Below are 18,906 nucleotides of genomic sequence, written 5' to 3'. Positions count from 1 at the left end.
TCCCCCGCACCACGTACCTTGATTCGAGGATCCGGGGATCCAAGGGGTCGTGAAAGAGGGGGAGTTACATGGCCGGCCTGCGTCTGGGACCGCTGCTGAGGTACGTCGACTGGGACACGGGAGAGACCGCGACCATCTGGGTCGAGGCCGACCGCCCGTGCACCGCGGAAGTGCGCTGCGCGGACGGCGCCGGCGGGACCGCGCGCACCTTCCAGATAGCCGGTCACCACTACGCCCTGGTGCCGGTGACCGGCCTCACCCCGGGCGGCACCACCGCCTACGAGGTGCTGCTCGACGGGACCCGGGTCTGGCCGCTGCCCGACAGCCGGTTCCCCGCGAGCACCATCAGCACGCCCGCGGTCCTCGGACCGGGTCGCGCCGCGCCCGCCCTGCGGGTCGGCTTCGGTTCCTGCCGGCATGCCGCCCCGCCGGCCGGCGAACACGGACCGCACGGCCCGGACGCCCTGGACACCCTCGCCGCGCGGCTGGCCGCCGAACCAGCGGCGGAGCGCCCCGACCTCCTGCTGCTGCTCGGCGACCAGGTGTACGCGGACAAACCGACGGAGCAGACCCGGCAGTGGCTCGCCGCCCGGCGGGACCTGAGCGAGCCGCCGGGCGCCCAGGTCGCGGACTACGAGGAGTACACCCGGCTGTACTACGAGTCCTGGCTCGACCCGGAGATCCGCTGGCTGCTGTCCACCGTGCCCAGCCTCCACATCTTCGACGACCACGACGTCATCGACGACTGGAACACCAGCGCCGCCTGGCTGGCGGAGATGCGGGCCACGCCCTGGTGGCGGGAGCGGGTGCTCAGCGGGCTGATGTCGTACTGGGTGCACCAGCACCTGGGCAACCTGTCCCCCGCCGAACTGGCGGCGGACGCGCTCTACTCGGCGGTCCGCGACACCCCGGACGGCACCGACGCCCTGCGGGCCTTCGCGGCCGCGGCCGACGCCGACCCCGGCTCGGCGCGCTGGAGCTACCGCCGGGACTTCGGCCGGACCCGGCTGCTGATGGTCGACACCCGGGCGGCCCGGGTGCTCGACGAACAGGCGCGGGCCATGCTCGACCCGGCCGAGCAGCAGTGGCTGCGCGACAACGCGCTCGACGGGCACGGGGACTACGACCACCTGCTCATAGGCTCCTCGCTGCCCTGGCTGATGCCGCCCCTGATACACGACGCGGAGGCCTGGAACGCCGCGCTGTGCCGGGGCGAGCGGGGAGAGCGCTGGGCCCGGATCGGTGAGGACCTCCGGCGCCGCAGTGACCTGGAGCACTGGGCGGCCTTCCCGGCCTCGTTCACCGCGCTGACCGATCTGATCGAGGAGGTGGCGACCGGGCCGCGGGCACCGGCCACGGTGTGCGTGCTCTCCGGCGACGTGCACCACGCCTACGTGGCGGAGCCGCTCATACCCACCACGGCCCGGGTGTTCCAGCTGACCTGCTCGCCGGTGCACAACTCGATCCACACGGCGGTCCGGATCGGGTTCCGGTTCGGCTGGTCGGGGGCCGGCCGGCGGCTGGGCCGCCTGCTGGCGCGGCACGGGCGCACGGGCCGGCCGCCCGTCAGCTGGCGGCGCACCGGAGGGCCCTGGTTCGCCAACCAGCTGATGACCCTCGCGCTGTCCGGGCGGAACGCCCGGCTGCGGCTCGACCAGGCGCGGGGGAAGGGGAAGGACACACGCCTGGTGACGGTGCTGGACCGGGACCTGACCGAAGGGGGATGAGCACGGGCCGGCGATCTGACACGCGAGCGCCCCCGAGGGTACGCGTTGCGCACGCCACGCGTACGCTGTGTGGCTGTCAGCCGCCCATGCCGCTCCCCGCGACGTCGCGGCGCTTCACTGCCGAGGCATCGTCAACCGGACTGGGGAGTCCCGCTTTGTTTGAGACTGTGGGGTCGCTGACCACGAGCCCGTGGATCTACGGCCTGGTGGCCCTGTCCGTGGTGCTCGACGTCTTCCTCCCGGTGCTGCCCAGCGGAGTGCTGGTCATCACCGCGGCGGCCGCCGCCGCCGCGGCGGGGGCCGCCGGTTCGCACACCCCCGTACCCGAGCAGGTGCCGGACATCCTGCTGCTGATGGTGATCGCCACCACGGCGTCCGTACTGGGCGACCTGGCGGCCTACCGGCTTGCCCGCCGGGGCGGGGAACGGCTGGACCGGGCCATCGCCCGGTCGCGGCGGCTGACCCGGGCACAGGAACGCCTGGGCACGGCGCTGGCCCGGGGCGGCGGTGCGCTCGTGGTGATCGCCCGGTTCGCACCGGCCGGCCGGTCGGTGGTGTCCCTGGGCGCGGGCAAGACGCACCGCGAGGTCAAGGAGTTCCTGCCCTGGTCGGCCCTGGCAGGCCTGACCTGGGCCGGCTACAGCGTGGCGCTGGGCTACTTCGGCACCCAGTGGCTCGGCGCGACCTGGCTGGGCACCGCCGTGTCGGTGGTCGCGCTGTTCGCCGCCGGCGCCCTGGCCGCGTTCCTGGTGCGCCGCCCGCAGGCCACCCCGGCGACCCCCTAGCTCGGAGCCCGGTCTCCCCCGGCCGGCCCAGCATCCTCACCCGTTCACCCGGCTCCGATCGCCGCCCGGGCTCCCTGCTCCTAGCGTCCACAGCACGCCCCCGGGAGTCAGAGGAGTGCCGCCATGCCCGCCACGCACCGCCGTCACCGCCGCCGCCTGATCGTGGTCACGGCCGCGGCCTTCGCCGTCACCGCGTCCCCCGCCGTCTCCGCCGCACCCACGGCGAGCGTCTCCCCCGGCAGCGTGGCCCCCGGCGGCCGGGTGGCCCTCAACGTCCAGGGCTGCGGCACCAAGACCGGCAGGGCCTTCTCCACCGCCTTCCCGGAGGTCGCGCTCACCCCCGGCAACCTGGAGGCGACCAGCCTGTTCGGCGCGGCCACGGTGCACCGGGACGCACGGACCGGCGTCCATCCGGTCACCTTCGAGTGCGGCGGCCCCGGCGGCCAGCGCGTGACGGTGTCGCTGGAAGTCACCCCCGGCGCGGCCCGCGGCGGCACCGGCGGCAGCATCGGCGGCGTCAGCCCGGGCCAGATCGCCCTGGGCGGCGCACTGGCCGCCGGGGCCCTCGGCGCCGGCATCTGGGTCCTGCGCCGCCGCACGGCGGGCGGCCACTGAGGGTCACACCGCGACGCTGTTGCTCCCCCGTACCTTCAGCCCGTCGAGCAGCACCCGGGTGGCCTCGGCGACCGCGTCCACCGCGGCGTCGAACACCTCCTGGTTGTGCGCGGCGGGCCGGTGGAACCCGGACACCTTCCGCACGTACTGCAACGCGGCGGCGCGGATGTCCTCCTCCGTGGCCTTCTCGGGGAGGGCGGGCGGACGCAGGGTCTTGATGCTCCGGCACATACCCCCACTATGCCTCGGGCAGCGCCGCCCCGGACAGCTTCATGATCAGCCCCGCCTGGAGCCGCGCCCGCAGCACGGGATCGGCGACGTCGTCCAGCAGCTGCACGGCCTGCTGGGTGGTCTCGGCCGCCCGCCGGTCGTCCCGCAGCGCGGCGGTCTGCTCGGTCATGTGCCGCAGCGCGAGATCCGCCCGCCGGTGGAACAGCTGCCCGATCAGCGTCACCACCACCCCCACCGAACTGGTGACGATCCCCAGGTACATGTCCCCGCTGGTCTCGGCCCGCCACACGGCAAGCCCGATCCCCAGCAGCAGGATCCCCGCCCCGAACGCGGCGAAGAGCTGACTCACCACGAAACTGCTCCGCGCCTGCGTCAGCCCGTACGCGTAGTACTCCACCAGCACGGGCGTGAAGTCGTCCCGCCGGTCCCCCAGCCGCCCCACCGCGCCCCGCCGCCCGCCCGCGCTCGTGTCGGCGTACTTCCCCCCGTCCCCGGTCTGCCCGTCCACGGCCCGCACCTGAGCGAGGAGCCTCTCCCGCTCGGCCGCCCGCCTCCGGTCGAACCCCCGCCCGAACCACCCCGCGATCCCCTCACCCATCCCCCGACCATCCCACCCCCACCCCACCCGCACAACGCCCCACCCCAAACCGGCAGATGAGCCCGGGAACGGCCGCTACTCCCGCTCCACCCGCCCACGGCGACCGGCGTGCCGGGCAGTCACCAGATAACCCGTGAACCGAACCGCCGGCCGTGCCTCCGCCCACCCGTCCGCCTCCACGACCGGAACCAACACGGCCGTACCCGGCACCGGGTGGTACACGTTGCCGGCACTGCCCGCCGGCACCTCGTACCGGCAGTGCACTTCAGAGATCTCCAGCACCTGCAACGCGGTGGTCACCCCGTCCTCCGCCTCCAGGTGATGGTCCTCGCGGAAGTCGATCTCCGAGGCCCGCGCCCCACCCACGACATCCGCGTAATCCGCCGGATCGACCGGCATCAGGTTCCACGACACGACCTCGCCCACCGCGAAATTCCCTCCGCAGCACTGCATCTGCCAGTCATCGACCCAAACCGTCACCGCCACGAAGCCCATTGTGCGCCGAGCGCCCCCGCGCCCTCTCGCGCCGCGCAGTCCCGGCAGACGGCGAAGGTGCGCTCCAGTGCCTCGGACACCAGCCGGCCCGTCCGGTCCGCGCCCGCCCTGCACGGTCGCCCAACGGCCAGGCGCCGGTGCGGCGGGAGGTCCCCTTGCGGCCATGGCCTCGGCGCATGGTCAGCCGCGGGTCAGCATCAGGGGCAGGTCTCCTCCGCCTTGGCAACCGTGAAGGCCACAGGCTGGCCGGCGAGCGCCGTCCCGGGCTTGGGGTCCTGGCTGCACACCTTCCAGTTGGATTCCTGGAGCACCATGCGGCTCTGCACCGCGTCCTTCACGGTGATGCTCGCGTTGGCGGGAAGGGCCCCGCGGACGGCCTTCATGCCCTGCCCGACGAAGTTCGGCATGGTGTCGCCTGCGGGCTTCGGGGCGGGAGCGTCGGCGGCGGGACAGGTCTCTTCGAGCTTGACCGCGCCCAAGTCGATAGTGGTACTCGTGGCAACGCTCGCGCCGGCGGCAGGGGTCTGGCTGCACACCTTCCAGTTCCGGTCGAGGGCTTGGAGCCGGTCGCGGCCGAGCCCGTCATGCGACTTGAGAGCATGGAAGCCAGCGGCCTGCGCTTCGTCTTGGGCGACCTGAAGCCCCTTGCCGACGAAGTTGGGGACCGTCGCGGATTCCGCGGCGGGCACGGCACCGGACTTCGAGGACGAGGCGGCCGGGACCGACGCGCTGGGGGCTGCGGGCTTCCCCGTGTCGGCGGTCTGCGGGTTGCAGGCGGTGAGGGCGAGGGCGGCGGCCGCAGTGACGATGGTCGCGGTGTGGTGTGTACGCATCGCGCCATGATTGCTGCCGTATACGCGGCGTGTAGGCGTTGTGACTGGTCTGTGACGTGAGGGATCCCCGCACGACGGCGGGGCCGTGCGTCCAGGCCTGCCGGAGGGCCGAGTGTGCCTCGCACAGAGCGGAGAGCACGACGACGGCGGCTCTCCACTCCCGTCGGCGCTGTGGCAGGACCGCCGGATGCGCGTCACCGAAGGTCGATCCGCTGGCCGGCCTGACCGTCCCCGATGAGGTCGGATGCAGACGACGAAGGCCCCCAACCGTGATCGGTTGGGGGCCTTCGTGCTGGTGGGCGCGGACGGTTTCGAACCGCCGACATCTGCTTTGAAGCTCGATCCAGGCCCGACCGAGGAGCCGCGGCCCACGGGCGCCGCGCCTGATGCGGTTCGCCGGACGCCGCTCCTGTGCGAGGCCGTTGATGTCACCCTTGTATGTCGTCCAAGCAGCCCGGGGTACGAAACTTGACGACTACGCCACCACTACCGCCGCCGTGTGGCTACACCCAATGCCCGGGTAGGGGAACACACTACGAGGCGACCGACCCGTGAACGATCCTGGACGCTATTCGCCATGACCGTGGCACGGATTGCCAGTTGGTAAGAAGCCTATGCTCAGCCCGCACGGGGGAATACCCTAGGCCTCCCGCCGCCCTGTGGAGGCCCCGTGATTCTGCGCGAGTTTCTATACGTTGATACCGACAAGGTCCGCGCCATGCTTGCACAACTAGACGGCGGCGTAGCAGAGGAGGAGCGCGAGACCAGTCGCGAAGAAAGAAAGAATACAGTAGGGCCGAGGAGCGTCGCGCAGCACCTCCAAGTGACGGGGATGGAGCGATATACCCAGAAATCAATGGGGGATGCATTGTTTCCCATGCTTGAAGACGCACTGGAATCAGAGTCCCTGATTCGAGACATCTCCACCGAGGTGTCAGATGCGCCGCAGTGGAACTCTGGGAAAATTCGAGAGATCGCGCCTCCGGGGTCGCTGGTTCGGATCACTGCAATGGGATCCTTGTTTGACACCAGGTATGCCGCCAGCGCCTTCGCTGCCTTCGCCTCTGTTGCCGGAGGCCTGCAAGGAATGGGCGCCCTGCCAGCTTCAAGCGCTGGCAGGCCAGGACCCAAGGGCAAGGCAGGGCAACAGCGACAACAGCGCTCCCAGACTTCCGCACACGCCGCCCCTCAACTAGAGGATGCGATCACGGACTTTCATTCGATGGGCGGGGTCGACAGCGACATACTTCGGTCGATGATCCGCATGGCAAGAGGTCTATTCGCGCCGGGCCTCCACCTCAATCTTTCTCCTGTCGACTCCAGAGACGTACTGATCGGGTCCCGCCTACAGGAGGGGCGGCAATACCTCGACAGTGAGGCAGACGTCCTGTTCGCGCGTTATGGAACAGAGAAGCAGGAGTGGACGCTAGTCGGCAGCGTAGGAAGCTATGGCCCTAAGGACACGGGCTTCCCGGAATTCGACTTCAACAACCCTGACGGAACTGTGAATAGGGCGCGTTTCGCTGATGCACTCAACGGGTTCATGAAGAGCTTGGGCGGGATGGGATTCATTGACCTCCCTCAATACCCTGGCTTCTCCGTGATTCCGTTCGCGGTGTACCGAGCGATCCCACGTGGCAGAGCTCTGACGCGATCCTGACTGGTGCGTATGCAGCAGCGTTCGATGCCGACCGGCATTGCGCGGGCCGAGGGTGTCGCGGGCCAGCCGCTGTCATCCCGTCTGCCGTCGACCCACACGAAGTGATAGCAGGGCAGGCTCCTGGGGCCCAGGTGAGCGCCCTGCTGGACGAACGACCTGGGCCCCAGGAGCCTGGTCTGCTATGGCTTGCCTGGGTCGACGGCAGACGGGATGACAGCTCACCCCACCTTCACCACCCACCGGCCCGCACCCGCACTGCCGGCCCCCGTCATCCCGGAGCCTGAGCGCCCCCGCCGGAGGCATCGTTCTGACCGTTGCCGGGGTGAGTCTGCGGTCCCGTCAAGCTGGTGCAGCCCCGCGTGCGGTCGGGCAGGCCTGGCTGGATGGGGCTCAGACTGGATGGCGGCGGGCGGTGGGCTGGGTTTGCTCGGCTTGGCGGCTCGGGGCCGGGCCGGGGTGCAACCGCGGGGTTGGGCGGATTCAGGCTCCGTGGGGAGTTCCACCATCAGACCCGAGCTGTCAGGCGTGCGGCCGGCGGCCGGGCTGGAGCGGGGCGGAGACAGGAGCGCAGGCCCGGGCGACGGGCCGCGCGCGCCGCGCCGTGCGCGGCGGGTGCCTTGATGAAGTAGGGAAACTCTTACCGCATCGCTTCGGAATCAGAGAGCGATCGGGCGGTAGGACATGGCTCGTTCGACGACCTGCTCGGCGGAAGGATCCTGCCCGGGACCTGGGTAGAAGACGTAGTCACTGATGTGCGGGCATCACAGGCCCAGTTCCAGGGCTTGGACGATCTTGTTCCCTCGGCCTCGCCCGCGGTGCAGCCGTCCATGAGTAGCTGGACCAGGCGGATTGCGTCCTCGCGGGTCATGACGTGATGAGGTGACGGCCGTCGTGGCTGCGGACGTGGGGGCCTGTGTCGCCAGGGCGTCCAGGAGGCGGACCGCGTAGACCTCGGACATCTGCTCGGACACACGATGAACGTCTACGCCCACGTCGTCCAAGACACCCAGCGCGAAGCGATCAAGCACATGGACCGGCTGCTCAGGCGGCGAGCTCCGCTCCCGATCCGCTCCCGTTGATGTCAAAAACGGATGTCAAAGGCCCCCAGCCAAGATCGGCTGGGGGCCTTCGTGCTGGTGGGCGCGGACGGTTTCGAACCGCCGACATCTGCTTTGTAAGAGCAGCGCTCTACCCCTGAGCTACGCACCCGTGGATGAGTGGACAGCCTACATGCAGGGCGCACCCCCGGCGCAAACGCGTGCGGCTGGGGGAGAATGGTGCGAGGCAGGGCGGGCAGGGCGCGGTACGGGAGAGGGATTGTGACGACGGCTTCCCGGCGGTGGTTCGGTGGGCGGGACGAGAGCCGGCGGGCTGAGGCGCAGGCCGCGAAGGACGCCGCGGCCGCCGCGTTCTACGAGCTGGACACTGCGCAGCGGGATCTGCGGATCTCGGTGGAGACGATCGCGGCGGTGGACGGCAGCCCGGCCGGGCGGCAGGCCGTGGACGGGTTCGCGCAGCTGGGGCGGCGGATCGACGAGGTGAGCCACCGGTACATCGAGGCCGTGGACGCGCACGACCTGGACCGCGACGGCCTGGACGGCGGGGTCGCCGCGCGCGCCAAGCAGGAGCTGGAGCGGGCGCGCGAGGAGCTGGTGCGGGTCAAGGGGGAGCTGGAGGCGTTCGCGAGGGGGCTCCAGCCGCTGCTGGACCAGGCGGAGAGCCGGCTCGCGCAGGTGGCTCCGGCGCGGGAACGGGCCAGGGCGGCGCTGCTCGCCGCCAGTGACGCGCTGGACGGGGTGCGCGCGCAGGGCATGCGGGCGGACGACCTGGCGGCGCGGCTGGCGGCGCTGGGCCCGGAGCTGACCAGGCTGACGCAGGGCCCGGGGGTGCACGGCGTCCCGGAGACGCTGAAGCGGGCGGACCGGATCCTGCGGGACGCGGAGGGGATCCGGGCCGAGGCGGAGCGGCTGCCCGAGCGGGCCGCGGAGATGGACCGGCGCCTGGTGAGCCTGCGGACCCGGGCGCAGGCGCTGCGGAACCGGTCGGAGCGGGTCGAACCGGTGCTGAGCGAGTTGCGGCGCAGGTTCTCGGCGGCGTGCTGGCAGGACCTGCAGCCGGTGCCGGAGGAGGCGGCCCGGGACGTGGCGCGGGCGGAGGAGCGGCTCCGGGAGGCGGCCAAGGCCCGCGAGGAGCAGCGCTGGGCGGATGCCACGGCCCTGTTCGGGACGGTACGGGCGTTGCTGGACTCGGTCGACGGGGCGGTGTCCGCGGCGCGGGACCGGCTGGAACGGCTGGAGGCGGTGGAGCGGGACCCGGAGGCGGAGGTCTCGCGGACCCGGTTCGCGATCCGGGACGCGCAGCGGCTGGCGATGGAAGGCCGGAGCGTGCCCGATCCGCGGCACGCGCGGCCGCTGGACGAAGCGGTGGCCCGGGTGGAGCGGGCGGTGGCGGGGCTGGACGGGCGGCACCCCGACTACTGGCGGTTCCTGCGGGAGATGGAGGACGTCCGGGGGGCGGTACAGCGCGTGGTCGGCGAGATGCGGGCGCAGCGCGGCCTGGGCTGATCCGGGAGGTGAGGCGGCCGGGCGGGCAGGCGGGCAGGCGGAGGCGGCGGGGCGACTGACCCGGCCGGGCGACTGACCCAGCCCGGCGACGGAGACGGCCAAGCGACTGACCCGGCCGGGCGACGGAGACGGCCCAGCGACTGAGACGGCCCGGCGGCGGAGGCGGCCGCGGGAGTGCCCGCTTGTCGCCTCCGGTGGGGCGGCGCAGGCTTGAGTCATGGACCTGGACCATCATGTGGAACCGCACCTCCGGGTACCGGTCACCGCCCGGCTGGACGAGCACCTGCCCGTCGACCACAAGCTGAGCAAGGTCTACCGCGTGGGTGCGGGCCTGACCGGGCTGCTGCTGGTCGCCTTCGGGATCCTGGGCCTGACGGACAACGTCGGTTTCTTCGACACCGGCGGCGACCGCGTCCTCGGTCTCAACACCAACGGCGCGCTGAGCGTGCTGTCCATCTGTGTCGGCCTGCTGCTGTTCACCGGCATGGTGATCGGCGGGAACTTCGCGTCGACCCTCAACATCGTCCTGGGCGTGGCGTTCATCGCCAGCGGTTTCGTGAACCTGGCGCTGCTGGAGACGGGGCTGAACTTCCTGGCGTTCCAGATCCAGAACGTGCTGTTCAGCTTCGTGGTCGGCGTGATGCTGATGTGGTTCGGGATGTACGGGCGGGTGGGCAGCGCCCTGCCGCACGACAACCCGTACTGGCGGGCCCGGCACCCCGAGGAGGCCGCCGCCGAGGACCGCCGCCGCGCCCGCGCCGCGGCCCCGCCGACCGGCCGCGAGCTCTACCTCCGCCGGCAGCTCCACTGAGCGCGCTCCCCTTGCTTACAGTGGGGGCATGCCTCGTTACGAGTACCGCTGCCGGACCTGCGACGAATCCTTCGAGCTGAGCCGGCCCATGGCCGAGTCCGGTGCGCCCGCCGACTGCCCCGCCGGGCACTCCGACACCGTCAAGCTGCTGTCCGCCGTCGCCGTCGGCGGGACGAGCAGCGCCCCCGCCCCGTCCGGCGGGGGCTGCTGCGGTGGCGGGGGCTGCTGCTAGATCCGGCGGGACAGGGTCAGGCCGTCCGAGATGGCCAGCAGGACGCTGTCCATCCGCTTGTCCGCGCGGACGTGGTCGTTGAAGGCGCGGACGGCGGCTCCGGAGCCGGTCGCCCCCTCGTCCAGCACGGTGCCGTGGAAGAGGGTGTTGTCGGTGACGATCAGGCCGCCCGGCCGCATCCTGGGGACCAGCTCCTCCCAGTAGAGGATCTGGTTCTCCTTGTCCGCGTCCAGGTAGGCCAGGTCCACGTGCGGTTCCGCCGGGAGGGAGCGCAGCGTGTCCAGGGCCGGGGCGATGCGCAGGTCGATGCGGTCCTCGACGCCCGCCCGCGCCCAGGCCCGGCGGCCGTACGCGGTCCACTCCTCCGAGACGTCGCAGGCGATGATCCGGCCGCCGTCCGGCAGCGCCTGGGCCATGGAGAGGGTGGAGAAGCCGGTGAAGGTGCCGACCTCCACCACCTGGCGGGCGCCGGTGAGGCGGACCAGGAAGGCCAGCAGCGGCCCCTGCTCCTCCGCCGACTGCATGCCGGCGGAGTCGGGGAACTCCTCCCAGGTGGTCGCGATCAGCCCCCGCTGGACCTCGTCCAGCGGGGGGTTCTGCGCGAGCATGTAGGCGTACAACTCGTCGGTGATTTTCGTGCTGTTGCCCTTGGTCATGGGACCAGTGTGGCAACCTCCGCCCCGAACGCGCGGAGGATCTCCTCGCCGGCCAGCACGCCGGCCGTGTCCAGGGCCCTGACCCCGGGCGGGCACCACCCGGCCTCGGCCAGTTCGCCGTGCCCGGGCCGCCAGGCCGTGTCCGCCGCCAGCAGCAGGTCCGCGTCGAGCAGCGAGTCGCCCGCCGCCAGGGCGTGCGTGGCGCCGGTCCGCCGGGCCACCTCGTGCATCGCCGCGCTCTTGGTCAGCGGACGGGGCACCGCGTAGACCTTGCGGCCCTGGACGGAAACCGTCCAGCCGCGGGCCTCCGCCCACTCGGTCAGCGCCTTCACCCACTCGTCGGGCAGCAGGGACCGTTCCACCACCAGGTAGGCGAACAGGTCCTCGGCCACCCGCGCCTTGCGCAGCCACACGGGGTCGGCCACGGCCAGCAGGTGGTCGCGCACCTCCTCCAGCGGGGCGCACTCGGCCGCCAGCCGGCCGGCCACGGTGCGCCGCCAGTCGCGGTCCGCCACCCCGTCGACGAGCAGCTGGCCGCCGTTGGCGCAGATCGCGTACGGCGCCGGGGGGCCGGGGAAGCGGATCCGCTGGTACTGCTTGCGGGTGCGGGTGGTGGTGGGGACGAAGACCACCGCCGGGTCGGCGGCCAGCTCCGACAGCAGCCGGGCCGCCGTCTCCGTCATGTAGGAGAGAGGCCGGCTCTCGTGGACCTCCACGCACAGCAGGCGCGGTGCCTCGGGGTCGGGCATGGTCAGCCCGAGGGCCGCCGCGGAGTAGATGAGGGTGCGGTCGAGATCGCTGGCGAGCAGGACGGTCACTTGGGGGCCACGGCCTTTCCGTCGGCGCCGGTGGCGCCGCGCGTGAAGCGGGGGTGGATGAGTCCGACACAGGTGTAGGGCAGGTCGTCGACCTCCTCGACCGGCACCCCGCGCTGCCCGGCGAGCAGGCGTACGTGGTCCAGGTCGGGGCCGGCGCCGCGGCGGGCGAGGATCTTCCAGGGCACGCGGCGCAGCAGCACCCGGGTGGTCTCGCCGACGCCGGGCTTGACCAGGTTCACGTCGTGGATGCCGTACTCCTCGCTGATCCGCTCCACCGCGGCCCAGCCCTCCCAGGTCGGGGTGCGGTCGGCGGCGAGGAGTTCCTTGACGTCCTCGGCCACGGCTTCGGCGACGTCGCCGAAGCGGGCGGCGACGGTGTCGACGAAGGCGGTGGAGACGTCTGCGCCGGCCAGTTCGCGGTAGAACTTGGCGCCGTGGAAGTCGTCCGGGCCGACTAGGTCGGCGCGCAGCACGGTCCTCGATATCAGCCCGGAGACGGTCGAGTTGAGGCAGGCGGAGGGGATGAGGAAGTCCTCGCGGGTGCCGTAGGTGGCGACGCAGCCGCCGGGATCGGCGAGGACCACGATGTCCGGGTCGAAGCCGGGGAAGTCCGCGAGCGCCTCGCGGAGTTCGCGGGTGATGGCGCCCTTGCCGGTCCATCCGTCGACGAACACCACGTCGCCGGGGTCGTGGTGGGCGGCGAGCCAGCGCAGCGCGTTGGCGTCGATGCCGCGGCCGCGCACGATGGAGACGGCGTAGTGCGGTACGTCGAGGCCGTGCCGGTAGCGCGCCCAGCGTCGCATCAGCACGCCCACCGGGGTGCCGGCCCGGGCCAGCGAGACCAGCACCGGGGACGGGGAGCGTTCGGCGAGGACGGTCTCGGTGACGGTGCCGACCGCCCGGGCGATCCGCGCGGCCGAGGCGTCGAGCGCCGTCCGGTACAGCTCCTGGTACTGCGGGCTGGGCTGGTACTCCACCGGGAGCGACTCGGCGTAGTGCGCGCCGCCCGCCTGGATGGCCTCCTCGCGTTCCTCCGTCGGGGCCTCCAGGGTGACGCCGGAGAGGTCCTGGAGCAGCCAGCCGACGTCTTCGGGGGCGTAGGAGGAGAAGGCGGGGCCGCGGAGCGGCTCGGGCAGCATGGTGTTCGGCTCCTGCCGGTCGGTGGCGTACGGAGGTACGTACGAGGGGATCACGGCGAGCAGCACCCGGCCGGTGTGCGGGGCGAGCCGGGCCAGCAGCCCGTCGGGGCCGTGCAGCGCGGGGGTGTCGCCGGCCGAGTCCACGACGGCGACGACGGCGTCGAAGCCGGCCCCGGCGACGTTGTAGGCGTACCGGTCGCCCGGTCCGTCGGCGGGGTCGTCGTGGGCGGGGAACACCAGGCGGGTGCGGATGGCGTAGCCGGGGTCGTCGACGGCGAGCACCGGGGAGCGGGTGGTGGTGGAGAACCGCACCTCCTCGGCGGCGCCGCTGCTCTCCAGGGCGGCGGCGAGCCGCAGCGGGGCGTACATCAGCTCCTCGTTGCCGAGTACGAGCACCCTGCCCGGCCGGGGCCCGAGAGCGGCGGCGAGCTGCGCGCCGAGCCGGGGCAGGGCGGCGTCGAGCCGGGCCCGGTGCCCGGCGGTGAAGCCGTGGCGGCCGCCGTCGGGTACGCCGGCGGGCCAGTCGAGGGCCACGCGCCGGACGGGACGGGGGCCGGCGGAGGGGCCGGCGGCCGGGGCGGGGTCGGAGGCGGCCGGGCCCGGGGTGTGCCCGGCGGCCCGGGCCTCGTGCTCGGCGACGAGGGCGCGGCCGCGTTCCAGGACGCCGTCGGGCAGGGTGACCGTGCCGGAGGCCAGGGCGATCAGGTCGACGCGGGCGCCTAGCTCCGCCGTGAAGGCGGTGAGCCGGTCGCGGTCCGCCGGGGAGCGCATGTCGACCAGGGCGACGACCACGTAGTGGTCGCGGGGGTGGCGGGCGTGCAGGTCGCGGATGGTGTTGAGGACGGTGTTGCCGGTGGAGAACTCGTCGTCGACCAGGACCAGCGGGCCGGTGCCGGCCAGCAGCTCCGGGTCCTCGGGCAGCAGCAGGTGCGAGGTGGCGTGCGAGTGGGACTCCTCGAAGCCGCCGGCCGTGGCGACCCCGGGCACCGGGCGCCGGGTGGAGTGCAGGTAGGGGGCGACGGCGAGGCCGTCGGCGACGCTGTGCCCGAGGCCGGTGGCGGTCTCCGCGTAGCCGAGGACCACGGCGGACGCGGCGGCTTCGGCGCCGAGCAGGGCGCGCACCCGCACGCCGAGTCCGTGACCGGCCGCGTGGACGACCGACGGGGACTGGGGGACGTGTTTGCCCAGGACGTTGGAGACCAGCAGGTGGGCCCGCTTGGGGTTGCGCCGCAGCGCCAGCCCGAGCAGCCCGCGCAGCCCGGACGGGCCGGACAGGCCGGACAGGCCGGACAGGCCGGACGGGCCGGACGGGCCGACGGCTCCGTCACCGCGGCCCGCACCGCCGTCCCGCCCGTGACCGCCGTCCAGCCCGTCGTCCGGACCGCCGTCCTCCCGCCCGCCGTCCCGCCCGTCGGCCGGTGCCGGCCCGGACAGGGCTATGCCCAGCCGGTCCGCCACCCACGTGCCCGACCACACCTCGTCGATCGTCTCGTCCTTCCTCGTCGTCGCGGCCGTCACCGGATCTGGAGTCCCGCCGTCAGGAGGTCGACGAAGCCGACCTCCTCCCTGGCCACCCCGAAGACCTCGGCGCGGAGCATGGTGCGCTCGGCCCAGGCCCGGTGTGGCTTCACCTCGTTCATCTTGTTCGTGTAGGCGGAGCGCAGCACCCCGCCGCCGTCCCGGTCGGGTCGCAGGATGTCCTCGGCGTCGCTGAACTCCTCGTGGGAGACCACCGAGAGGGCGTGCACCGGGGTGGTGTGCGCGGGGTGGATGCAGGTCTTGCCCAGCAGTCCGTTGGCCCGGTCGAGTTCGATCTCGCGGAGCAGGCCGTCCAGGTCGTGTTCGATGAGCGCGGTGCGCAGCTCCTCGGCCTGGCCGTCCAGGAAGGGGCTGCGGCGCAGCTGGGGCTTGAACTTGCGTTCCTGGTGGCGGAAGTACTCCCAGACCGGGCCGGTGACGGTGAACCCGGTGCCGTCGGCGCGGCTGAGGACGTTGACCACGTCGGCGATCACACCGGCGACGATCTGGACGTCGTACGCCGTCATGTCGGGGGTGCGGCGCAGTCCGTACGCGGAGCAGAAGTCGGTGACGCCCAGGCGCAGGGCGAGGACCCGGTCGCGGTACTTGTCGACCGTGCGGGAGATGCCCGCGAGGGCCTCGGCCCGGGTCTCCAGGTGCAGCAGTTCGGGGGATTCGAGGACCGGCATGGCGTAGAGCTTCCGGCCGGCCGTCCCGTCGGCTTCGCCGAACGCTTCGAGGAAGGCGTTACCACGCGCCTCGGTGAACTTGGGAAGCACGAATCCGGCCAGTCTGCGGGCGGAGGCTCCGAGCCGGGCCGTGAGGTCGGGAATCTGTTCCGGAGTACGGACGCGGACGAACAGCAGCGGGAGTTCCGCGCCGTCCGCCGCGGCTTCGGCGTCGAGCTCGGCGAACTGGCGGACGAGGTTCTCCTCACCGCCCGCGACCTCGGCGTCCCCGATGGAATCCTCCAGGCAGAGCACCATGGACACGACTCCTCGGGCGGCCTGCTTGCGGATGTCGGCGGCGAGCCGGGGCCGCGTGGCGGGGCTGTAGAGGGTGGCGCCGAGGGCGGCCGCGAGGATGCGCGCCGGCGAGTCGACGGTGAATTCGACCGGCTCCCGGTGGAAGAGACCCTCGCGGGCGGCGGGCGATATGTGCCCGAAATGACGCATGTGCTTCCCCCGTACTGCCTCGGCGGCCCAACTGGCGTGGCCGGTAATAGTACGTACGAATGAGATTCCAGAGTTCCGCGAGCACATGAAATCCAGGTAACCCTTTGCACCATGCCGAGGTCGCGCTCCGCGGACAAGCCTTCCGGCACGTCGAGGGGCGTACTACGGGGGGCCGCATTGTCCCGGTCAGCCCCGGGAGGGCAGGATGACCGGCATGACGCACGCGATGCAGAAGGGCTCGAACATCCCGGTGACCGCCTCGGCGGTCCGGGCGGTGCTGCGCTGGACCAACGGGCCCGGTGTTCCGGACGTGGACGCCTCGGCGCTGCTGGTCGGCCCGGACGGGCGGGTGCGTTCCGACGAGGACTTCGTCTTCTACAACCAGCCCCGGCACCCGTCGGGCGCGGTCTGGCGCCTGGGCAAGAAGCAGCTCGGCGAGGCGGTCACGGACGCGGTCCAGGCCGACCTGGGGTCGGTCACCCCGGCGGTGGACCGGATCCTGGTCGTGGCCTCGGCCGAGGACGTGCCCTTCGAGAAGGTCCGGGACCTGCGGATCCTGCTGTACGACGCCACGGGCGCGGGCGGCGGCGAACCGCTCGCGTACTTCGACGTACGGCCCGAGACCGGCGCGGAGACGGCCCTGATCTGCGGTGAGCTCTACCGCCGCGGCGAGGGGTGGAAGTTCCGGGCGCTCGGCGAGGGGTATTCGAACGGCCTGGTGGGGCTGGCCACCGACCACGGGATCTCGGTGGACGAGAGCGCCGAGGAGCCGGCCGGGGCGCCGGGGGCGGCGACGCCCGCGTCGGACGAGGCGACCGCCGCCATGGGGCCGGCCCGCCCGGCGTTCCCGGCCCACCCGCCGGTGCCGCAGGACCCGCCCGCGCCGCAGACCCAGGCCCCGCCGGCCGCGCAGCCCGCGTACGGCTACCCGCAGCCGGTGTCGCCCGGTGCGGCCTCGGACCCGGGTTTCCGGCTGCCGCTGCAGGGGCCGCAGTTCCTGCGCCGCTGAACCCGCCGCCGTACGGAGCGGCCCGCCACGGCCGGGGCACGTCCCCGGCCGTGGCAGGCCCCCGGGCGCGGCTCAGCCCTTGGCGGTCTTGTAGCCGCGGCCCCACTGCATGCCCCAGCCGTACAGCCGGTCCAGCTCGGCCTGGAACCCGTACACGAACCGGACCTCGCGGCGGACGACCAGCTCCCCCTTGACGTTCTCCAGCGAGAGCACGGCACAGCTGCGGGCCTCCGGGGCCCGTTCGTCGAGGGCGATCTCGATCCGTGGGCCGGTGGTCGGGTAGAGGGTGACCACGGCGTGGGTGCGGTCGAAGGCCGGGGTCTGGTCGTAGATGTAGACGAAGACCAGCAGCCGCTTGATCTCGTCGGCGTGGTCGAGGTTGACGTAGAGGGTCTCCCCGGAGGGCGAGCCGAACCGGTCGTCGCCGCTGAGCTTGACGTACGGCGGGTCGTTGAGGTCGCCGAGCAGGTTGCCCAGGGGCTGGACGACGCCGCGGCTGCCGTCGGCGAGCTCGTAGAGGCAGCCCATGTCGAGGTCGACGTTGACCACGCCCTGGGTGTGGGCCTGGACGATCTCCGGCTTGAAGAGCTTGGAGGGGTGCCGGAGCAGCCTGCCGCTCTGGCGGGAGCGTCCGCCGAAGTCGGAGGTGCGCATCCGCCAGGACAGGTTGACCCGCAGGTTGCCGTTGACGGCGCCCTGTTTGCTCAGCGACACCGTCGGATGCCGCTTGGTCAGCTCGATCGCGTTGGACGAGGCACTGCCCGACTGGAACTGTGCCGCGCGCCCGCCCATGAGCCCGTCGAAGAACCCCATTTCCCTCTCCCCCACCACCGGGGCACTCGGGGTGCCCCGCACGAAACACCGACAGGGGCGGCCGGACGGCCACCCCTGTCAATGGTTCCGCATGTGCGCGGGGGTCATGCCTTGGCGCCGGACCCCGCTGTCTCCTCCAGCTCCATCCGCTTGTTGCGGCGGACCGAGGACAGGAAGGAGGCGGCGATCAGGATCACGCCGATGGTGCCGGTGATGAGCTCGCTGATCTCGTGCTCGATGGTGACGAGCAGGATGAGGGCGAGGGCTCCGATGGCGTAGTGGGCGCCGTGCTCCAGGTAGACGTAGTCGTCCAGGGTGCCCTGGCGGACCAGGTAGACCGTGAGCGACCGGACGTACATGGCGCCGATGCCGAGGCCGAGGGCCATCCAGAAGATGTGGTTGGTGATGGCGAAGGCGCCGATCACGCCGTCGAAGGAGAAGGAGGCGTCGAGGACCTCCAGGTAGAGGAAGAGGAAGAACGCGGCCTTGCCGGCCAGGCCCACGGCGGAGACCGGCTTGCCGGCCGCCTTGGCCTTCTCCTCCTCCTCGTGCTCGCGCTCCTCTTCCTCTTCGAGCTTGTTCTCGAAGTAGGAGGAGAGGCCGCCGACGATCAGGTAGGTGATCAGACCCGCGACGCCGGCCAGCAGCACGGTGGCGGACTTGTCCGCGTGGCCGGTGCTGGTGTGGGCGTTGGTCGCGAAGGTCATCGCGGAGACCAGCAGCGCGATCAGCGCGACGCAGACCGAGAGCATGTCGACCTTGCCGAGCTTGGCCAGCGGCCGCTCCAGCCACGCCAGCCACTTGTGCTCGCGCTCCTCGAAGACGAAGTCGAGGAAGATCATCAACAGGAACATGCCACCGAAGGCGGCGATCGCCGGGTGGGCGTCCGTGACCAGCGCCTCGTACCGCTCGGGCTCGTCCAGAGCGAGCTGGACCGCCTCGATCGGGCCGACGCTCGCGCTGATCGCGACGATGGCCACGGGGAACACCAGCCGCATGCCGAAGACCGCGACCAGGATGCCGATGGTGAGGAAGATCTTCTGCCAGAAGGCATTCATCTTCTTCAGGATTCCGGCGTTGACGACCGCGTTGTCGAAGGACAGCGAAATTTCGAGGATCGACAGGATCAGTACGACCCCGAACGCCTCCCACCCCCACTGCCAGGCGGCGAAGGCGAGGCCGAGCGCCGTGATGGCGAACGACCAGCCGAAGGTTTTCAGAACCACT

Annotated in this window: 18 protein-coding genes and 1 tRNA gene; 8 read left to right on the top strand and 11 right to left on the bottom strand. The window is 72.1% G+C overall.

Annotated features, from left to right (window positions below):
* Nucleotides 1-68 precede the first annotated feature (68 nt).
* From ACFY61_RS07350 to ACFY61_RS07340, 3 genes are all read left to right on the top strand, one after another.
* Entirely contained in the window at nucleotides 69-1,727 is a 1,659-nt protein-coding gene (locus ACFY61_RS07350; RefSeq protein ID WP_389468086.1) for an alkaline phosphatase D family protein, read from the top strand.
* Between the two features lie 155 nt (nucleotides 1,728-1,882).
* Entirely contained in the window at nucleotides 1,883-2,512 is a 630-nt protein-coding gene (locus ACFY61_RS07345; RefSeq protein WP_389468083.1) for a DedA family protein, read from the top strand.
* Nucleotides 2,513-2,635: 123 nt separating this feature from the next.
* Nucleotides 2,636-3,127 carry a hypothetical protein gene (locus ACFY61_RS07340; RefSeq protein WP_389468081.1) on the top strand — a complete coding sequence of 164 codons (492 nt, stop codon included), beginning with the start codon at nucleotides 2,636-2,638 and terminating at the stop codon, nucleotides 3,125-3,127.
* A gap of 3 nt (nucleotides 3,128-3,130) precedes the next feature.
* Here ACFY61_RS07340 and ACFY61_RS07335 read toward each other — a convergent pair whose 3' ends face one another.
* The 4 genes from ACFY61_RS07335 to ACFY61_RS07320 all read right to left on the bottom strand — a co-directional run bounded on the left by ACFY61_RS07335 (nucleotide 3,131) and on the right by ACFY61_RS07320 (nucleotide 5,284).
* On the bottom strand, nucleotides 3,131-3,358 hold the full coding sequence (locus tag ACFY61_RS07335) for a DUF2277 domain-containing protein (protein ID WP_389468079.1): 228 nt from the start codon (nucleotides 3,356-3,358) through the stop codon (nucleotides 3,131-3,133).
* A gap of 7 nt (nucleotides 3,359-3,365) precedes the next feature.
* Nucleotides 3,366-3,956 (bottom strand): hypothetical protein, encoded by a 591-nt coding sequence (locus tag ACFY61_RS07330; protein ID WP_389468076.1) that lies wholly within the window; start codon nucleotides 3,954-3,956, stop codon nucleotides 3,366-3,368.
* Nucleotides 3,957-4,031: 75 nt separating this feature from the next.
* Nucleotides 4,032-4,442 carry a DUF6578 domain-containing protein gene (locus tag ACFY61_RS07325; RefSeq protein ID WP_389468074.1) on the bottom strand — a complete coding sequence of 137 codons (411 nt, stop codon included), beginning with the start codon at nucleotides 4,440-4,442 and terminating at the stop codon, nucleotides 4,032-4,034.
* A gap of 206 nt (nucleotides 4,443-4,648) precedes the next feature.
* The gene (locus ACFY61_RS07320) at nucleotides 4,649-5,284 is read right to left on the bottom strand and encodes a PASTA domain-containing protein (protein ID WP_389468071.1); all 636 of its coding nucleotides are present in this window, start codon (nucleotides 5,282-5,284) and stop codon (nucleotides 4,649-4,651) included.
* Between the two features lie 670 nt (nucleotides 5,285-5,954).
* Here ACFY61_RS07320 and ACFY61_RS07315 point away from each other — a divergent pair.
* On the top strand, nucleotides 5,955-6,944 hold the full coding sequence (locus ACFY61_RS07315; protein WP_389468068.1) for a hypothetical protein: 990 nt from the start codon (nucleotides 5,955-5,957) through the stop codon (nucleotides 6,942-6,944).
* A gap of 1,134 nt (nucleotides 6,945-8,078) precedes the next feature.
* Here the strand turns inward: ACFY61_RS07315 and ACFY61_RS07310 are convergent.
* A tRNA-Val gene (locus ACFY61_RS07310) sits at nucleotides 8,079-8,153 on the bottom strand.
* A 65-nt stretch (nucleotides 8,154-8,218) separates the two neighbouring features.
* Between ACFY61_RS07310 and ACFY61_RS07305 the strand changes: the two genes are divergently transcribed.
* The 3 genes from ACFY61_RS07305 to ACFY61_RS07295 all read left to right on the top strand — a co-directional run bounded on the left by ACFY61_RS07305 (nucleotide 8,219) and on the right by ACFY61_RS07295 (nucleotide 10,551).
* A complete protein-coding gene (locus ACFY61_RS07305) occupies nucleotides 8,219-9,508 on the top strand; it encodes a hypothetical protein (protein ID WP_389468065.1) in 1,290 nt (429 codons plus the stop codon).
* Nucleotides 9,509-9,725: 217 nt separating this feature from the next.
* Nucleotides 9,726-10,319 carry a DUF4383 domain-containing protein gene (locus ACFY61_RS07300; RefSeq protein WP_389468062.1) on the top strand — a complete coding sequence of 198 codons (594 nt, stop codon included), beginning with the start codon at nucleotides 9,726-9,728 and terminating at the stop codon, nucleotides 10,317-10,319.
* Between the two features lie 28 nt (nucleotides 10,320-10,347).
* Nucleotides 10,348-10,551, top strand: a complete 204-nt coding sequence (locus tag ACFY61_RS07295; RefSeq protein WP_389468059.1) for a zinc ribbon domain-containing protein — start codon at nucleotides 10,348-10,350, stop codon at nucleotides 10,549-10,551.
* Here ACFY61_RS07295 and ACFY61_RS07290 read toward each other — a convergent pair.
* Genes ACFY61_RS07290 through ACFY61_RS07275 form a run of 4 tightly spaced genes read right to left on the bottom strand, consistent with a single transcriptional unit; the run spans nucleotide 10,548 to nucleotide 15,857 of the window.
* On the bottom strand, nucleotides 10,548-11,207 hold the full coding sequence (locus ACFY61_RS07290; protein WP_389468057.1) for an O-methyltransferase: 660 nt from the start codon (nucleotides 11,205-11,207) through the stop codon (nucleotides 10,548-10,550). The two genes, ACFY61_RS07295 and ACFY61_RS07290, sit on opposite strands and share 4 nt — an antisense overlap.
* Complete coding sequence (locus ACFY61_RS07285; RefSeq protein WP_389468054.1) at nucleotides 11,204-12,025, bottom strand: HAD family hydrolase; 822 nt, start codon at nucleotides 12,023-12,025, stop codon at nucleotides 11,204-11,206. Before ACFY61_RS07285 ends, ACFY61_RS07290 begins: the two co-directional genes overlap by 4 nt.
* Nucleotides 12,022-14,682, bottom strand: coding sequence for a phosphoribosyltransferase (locus ACFY61_RS07280; protein WP_389468052.1), 2,661 nt, complete (start codon nucleotides 14,680-14,682; stop codon nucleotides 12,022-12,024). The genes ACFY61_RS07285 and ACFY61_RS07280 overlap by 4 nt, the downstream gene beginning before the upstream one ends.
* Nucleotides 14,679-15,857 carry an HpcH/HpaI aldolase/citrate lyase family protein gene (locus tag ACFY61_RS07275; protein WP_389468049.1) on the bottom strand — a complete coding sequence of 393 codons (1,179 nt, stop codon included), beginning with the start codon at nucleotides 15,855-15,857 and terminating at the stop codon, nucleotides 14,679-14,681. The genes ACFY61_RS07280 and ACFY61_RS07275 overlap by 4 nt, the downstream gene beginning before the upstream one ends.
* Before the next feature lie 214 nt (nucleotides 15,858-16,071).
* On the opposite strand from ACFY61_RS07275, the gene ACFY61_RS07270 reads away from it, so the two are divergent.
* Nucleotides 16,072-16,866: a TerD family protein gene (locus tag ACFY61_RS07270; protein WP_389468047.1), complete on the top strand. Its 795-nt coding sequence runs from the start codon at nucleotides 16,072-16,074 to the stop codon at nucleotides 16,864-16,866.
* 72 nt (nucleotides 16,867-16,938) lie between these two features.
* On the opposite strand, the gene ACFY61_RS07265 is transcribed toward ACFY61_RS07270, so the two are convergent.
* Complete coding sequence (locus ACFY61_RS07265; RefSeq protein ID WP_389468044.1) at nucleotides 16,939-17,679, bottom strand: Tellurium resistance; 741 nt, start codon at nucleotides 17,677-17,679, stop codon at nucleotides 16,939-16,941.
* Between the two features lie 104 nt (nucleotides 17,680-17,783).
* A complete protein-coding gene (locus ACFY61_RS07260; protein WP_389468042.1) occupies nucleotides 17,784-18,905 on the bottom strand; it encodes a DUF475 domain-containing protein in 1,122 nt (373 codons plus the stop codon).
* Nucleotide 18,906: the final 1 nt, after the last annotated feature.

Origin of the sequence: Streptomyces sp. NPDC012888, from assembly GCF_042900645.1 — a bacterium.
GTDB lineage: Bacteria > Actinomycetota > Actinomycetes > Streptomycetales > Streptomycetaceae > Streptomyces.
Note: the sequence above shows the minus strand (reverse complement) of the source record. Positions and strands in the feature narration are given on the sequence as shown.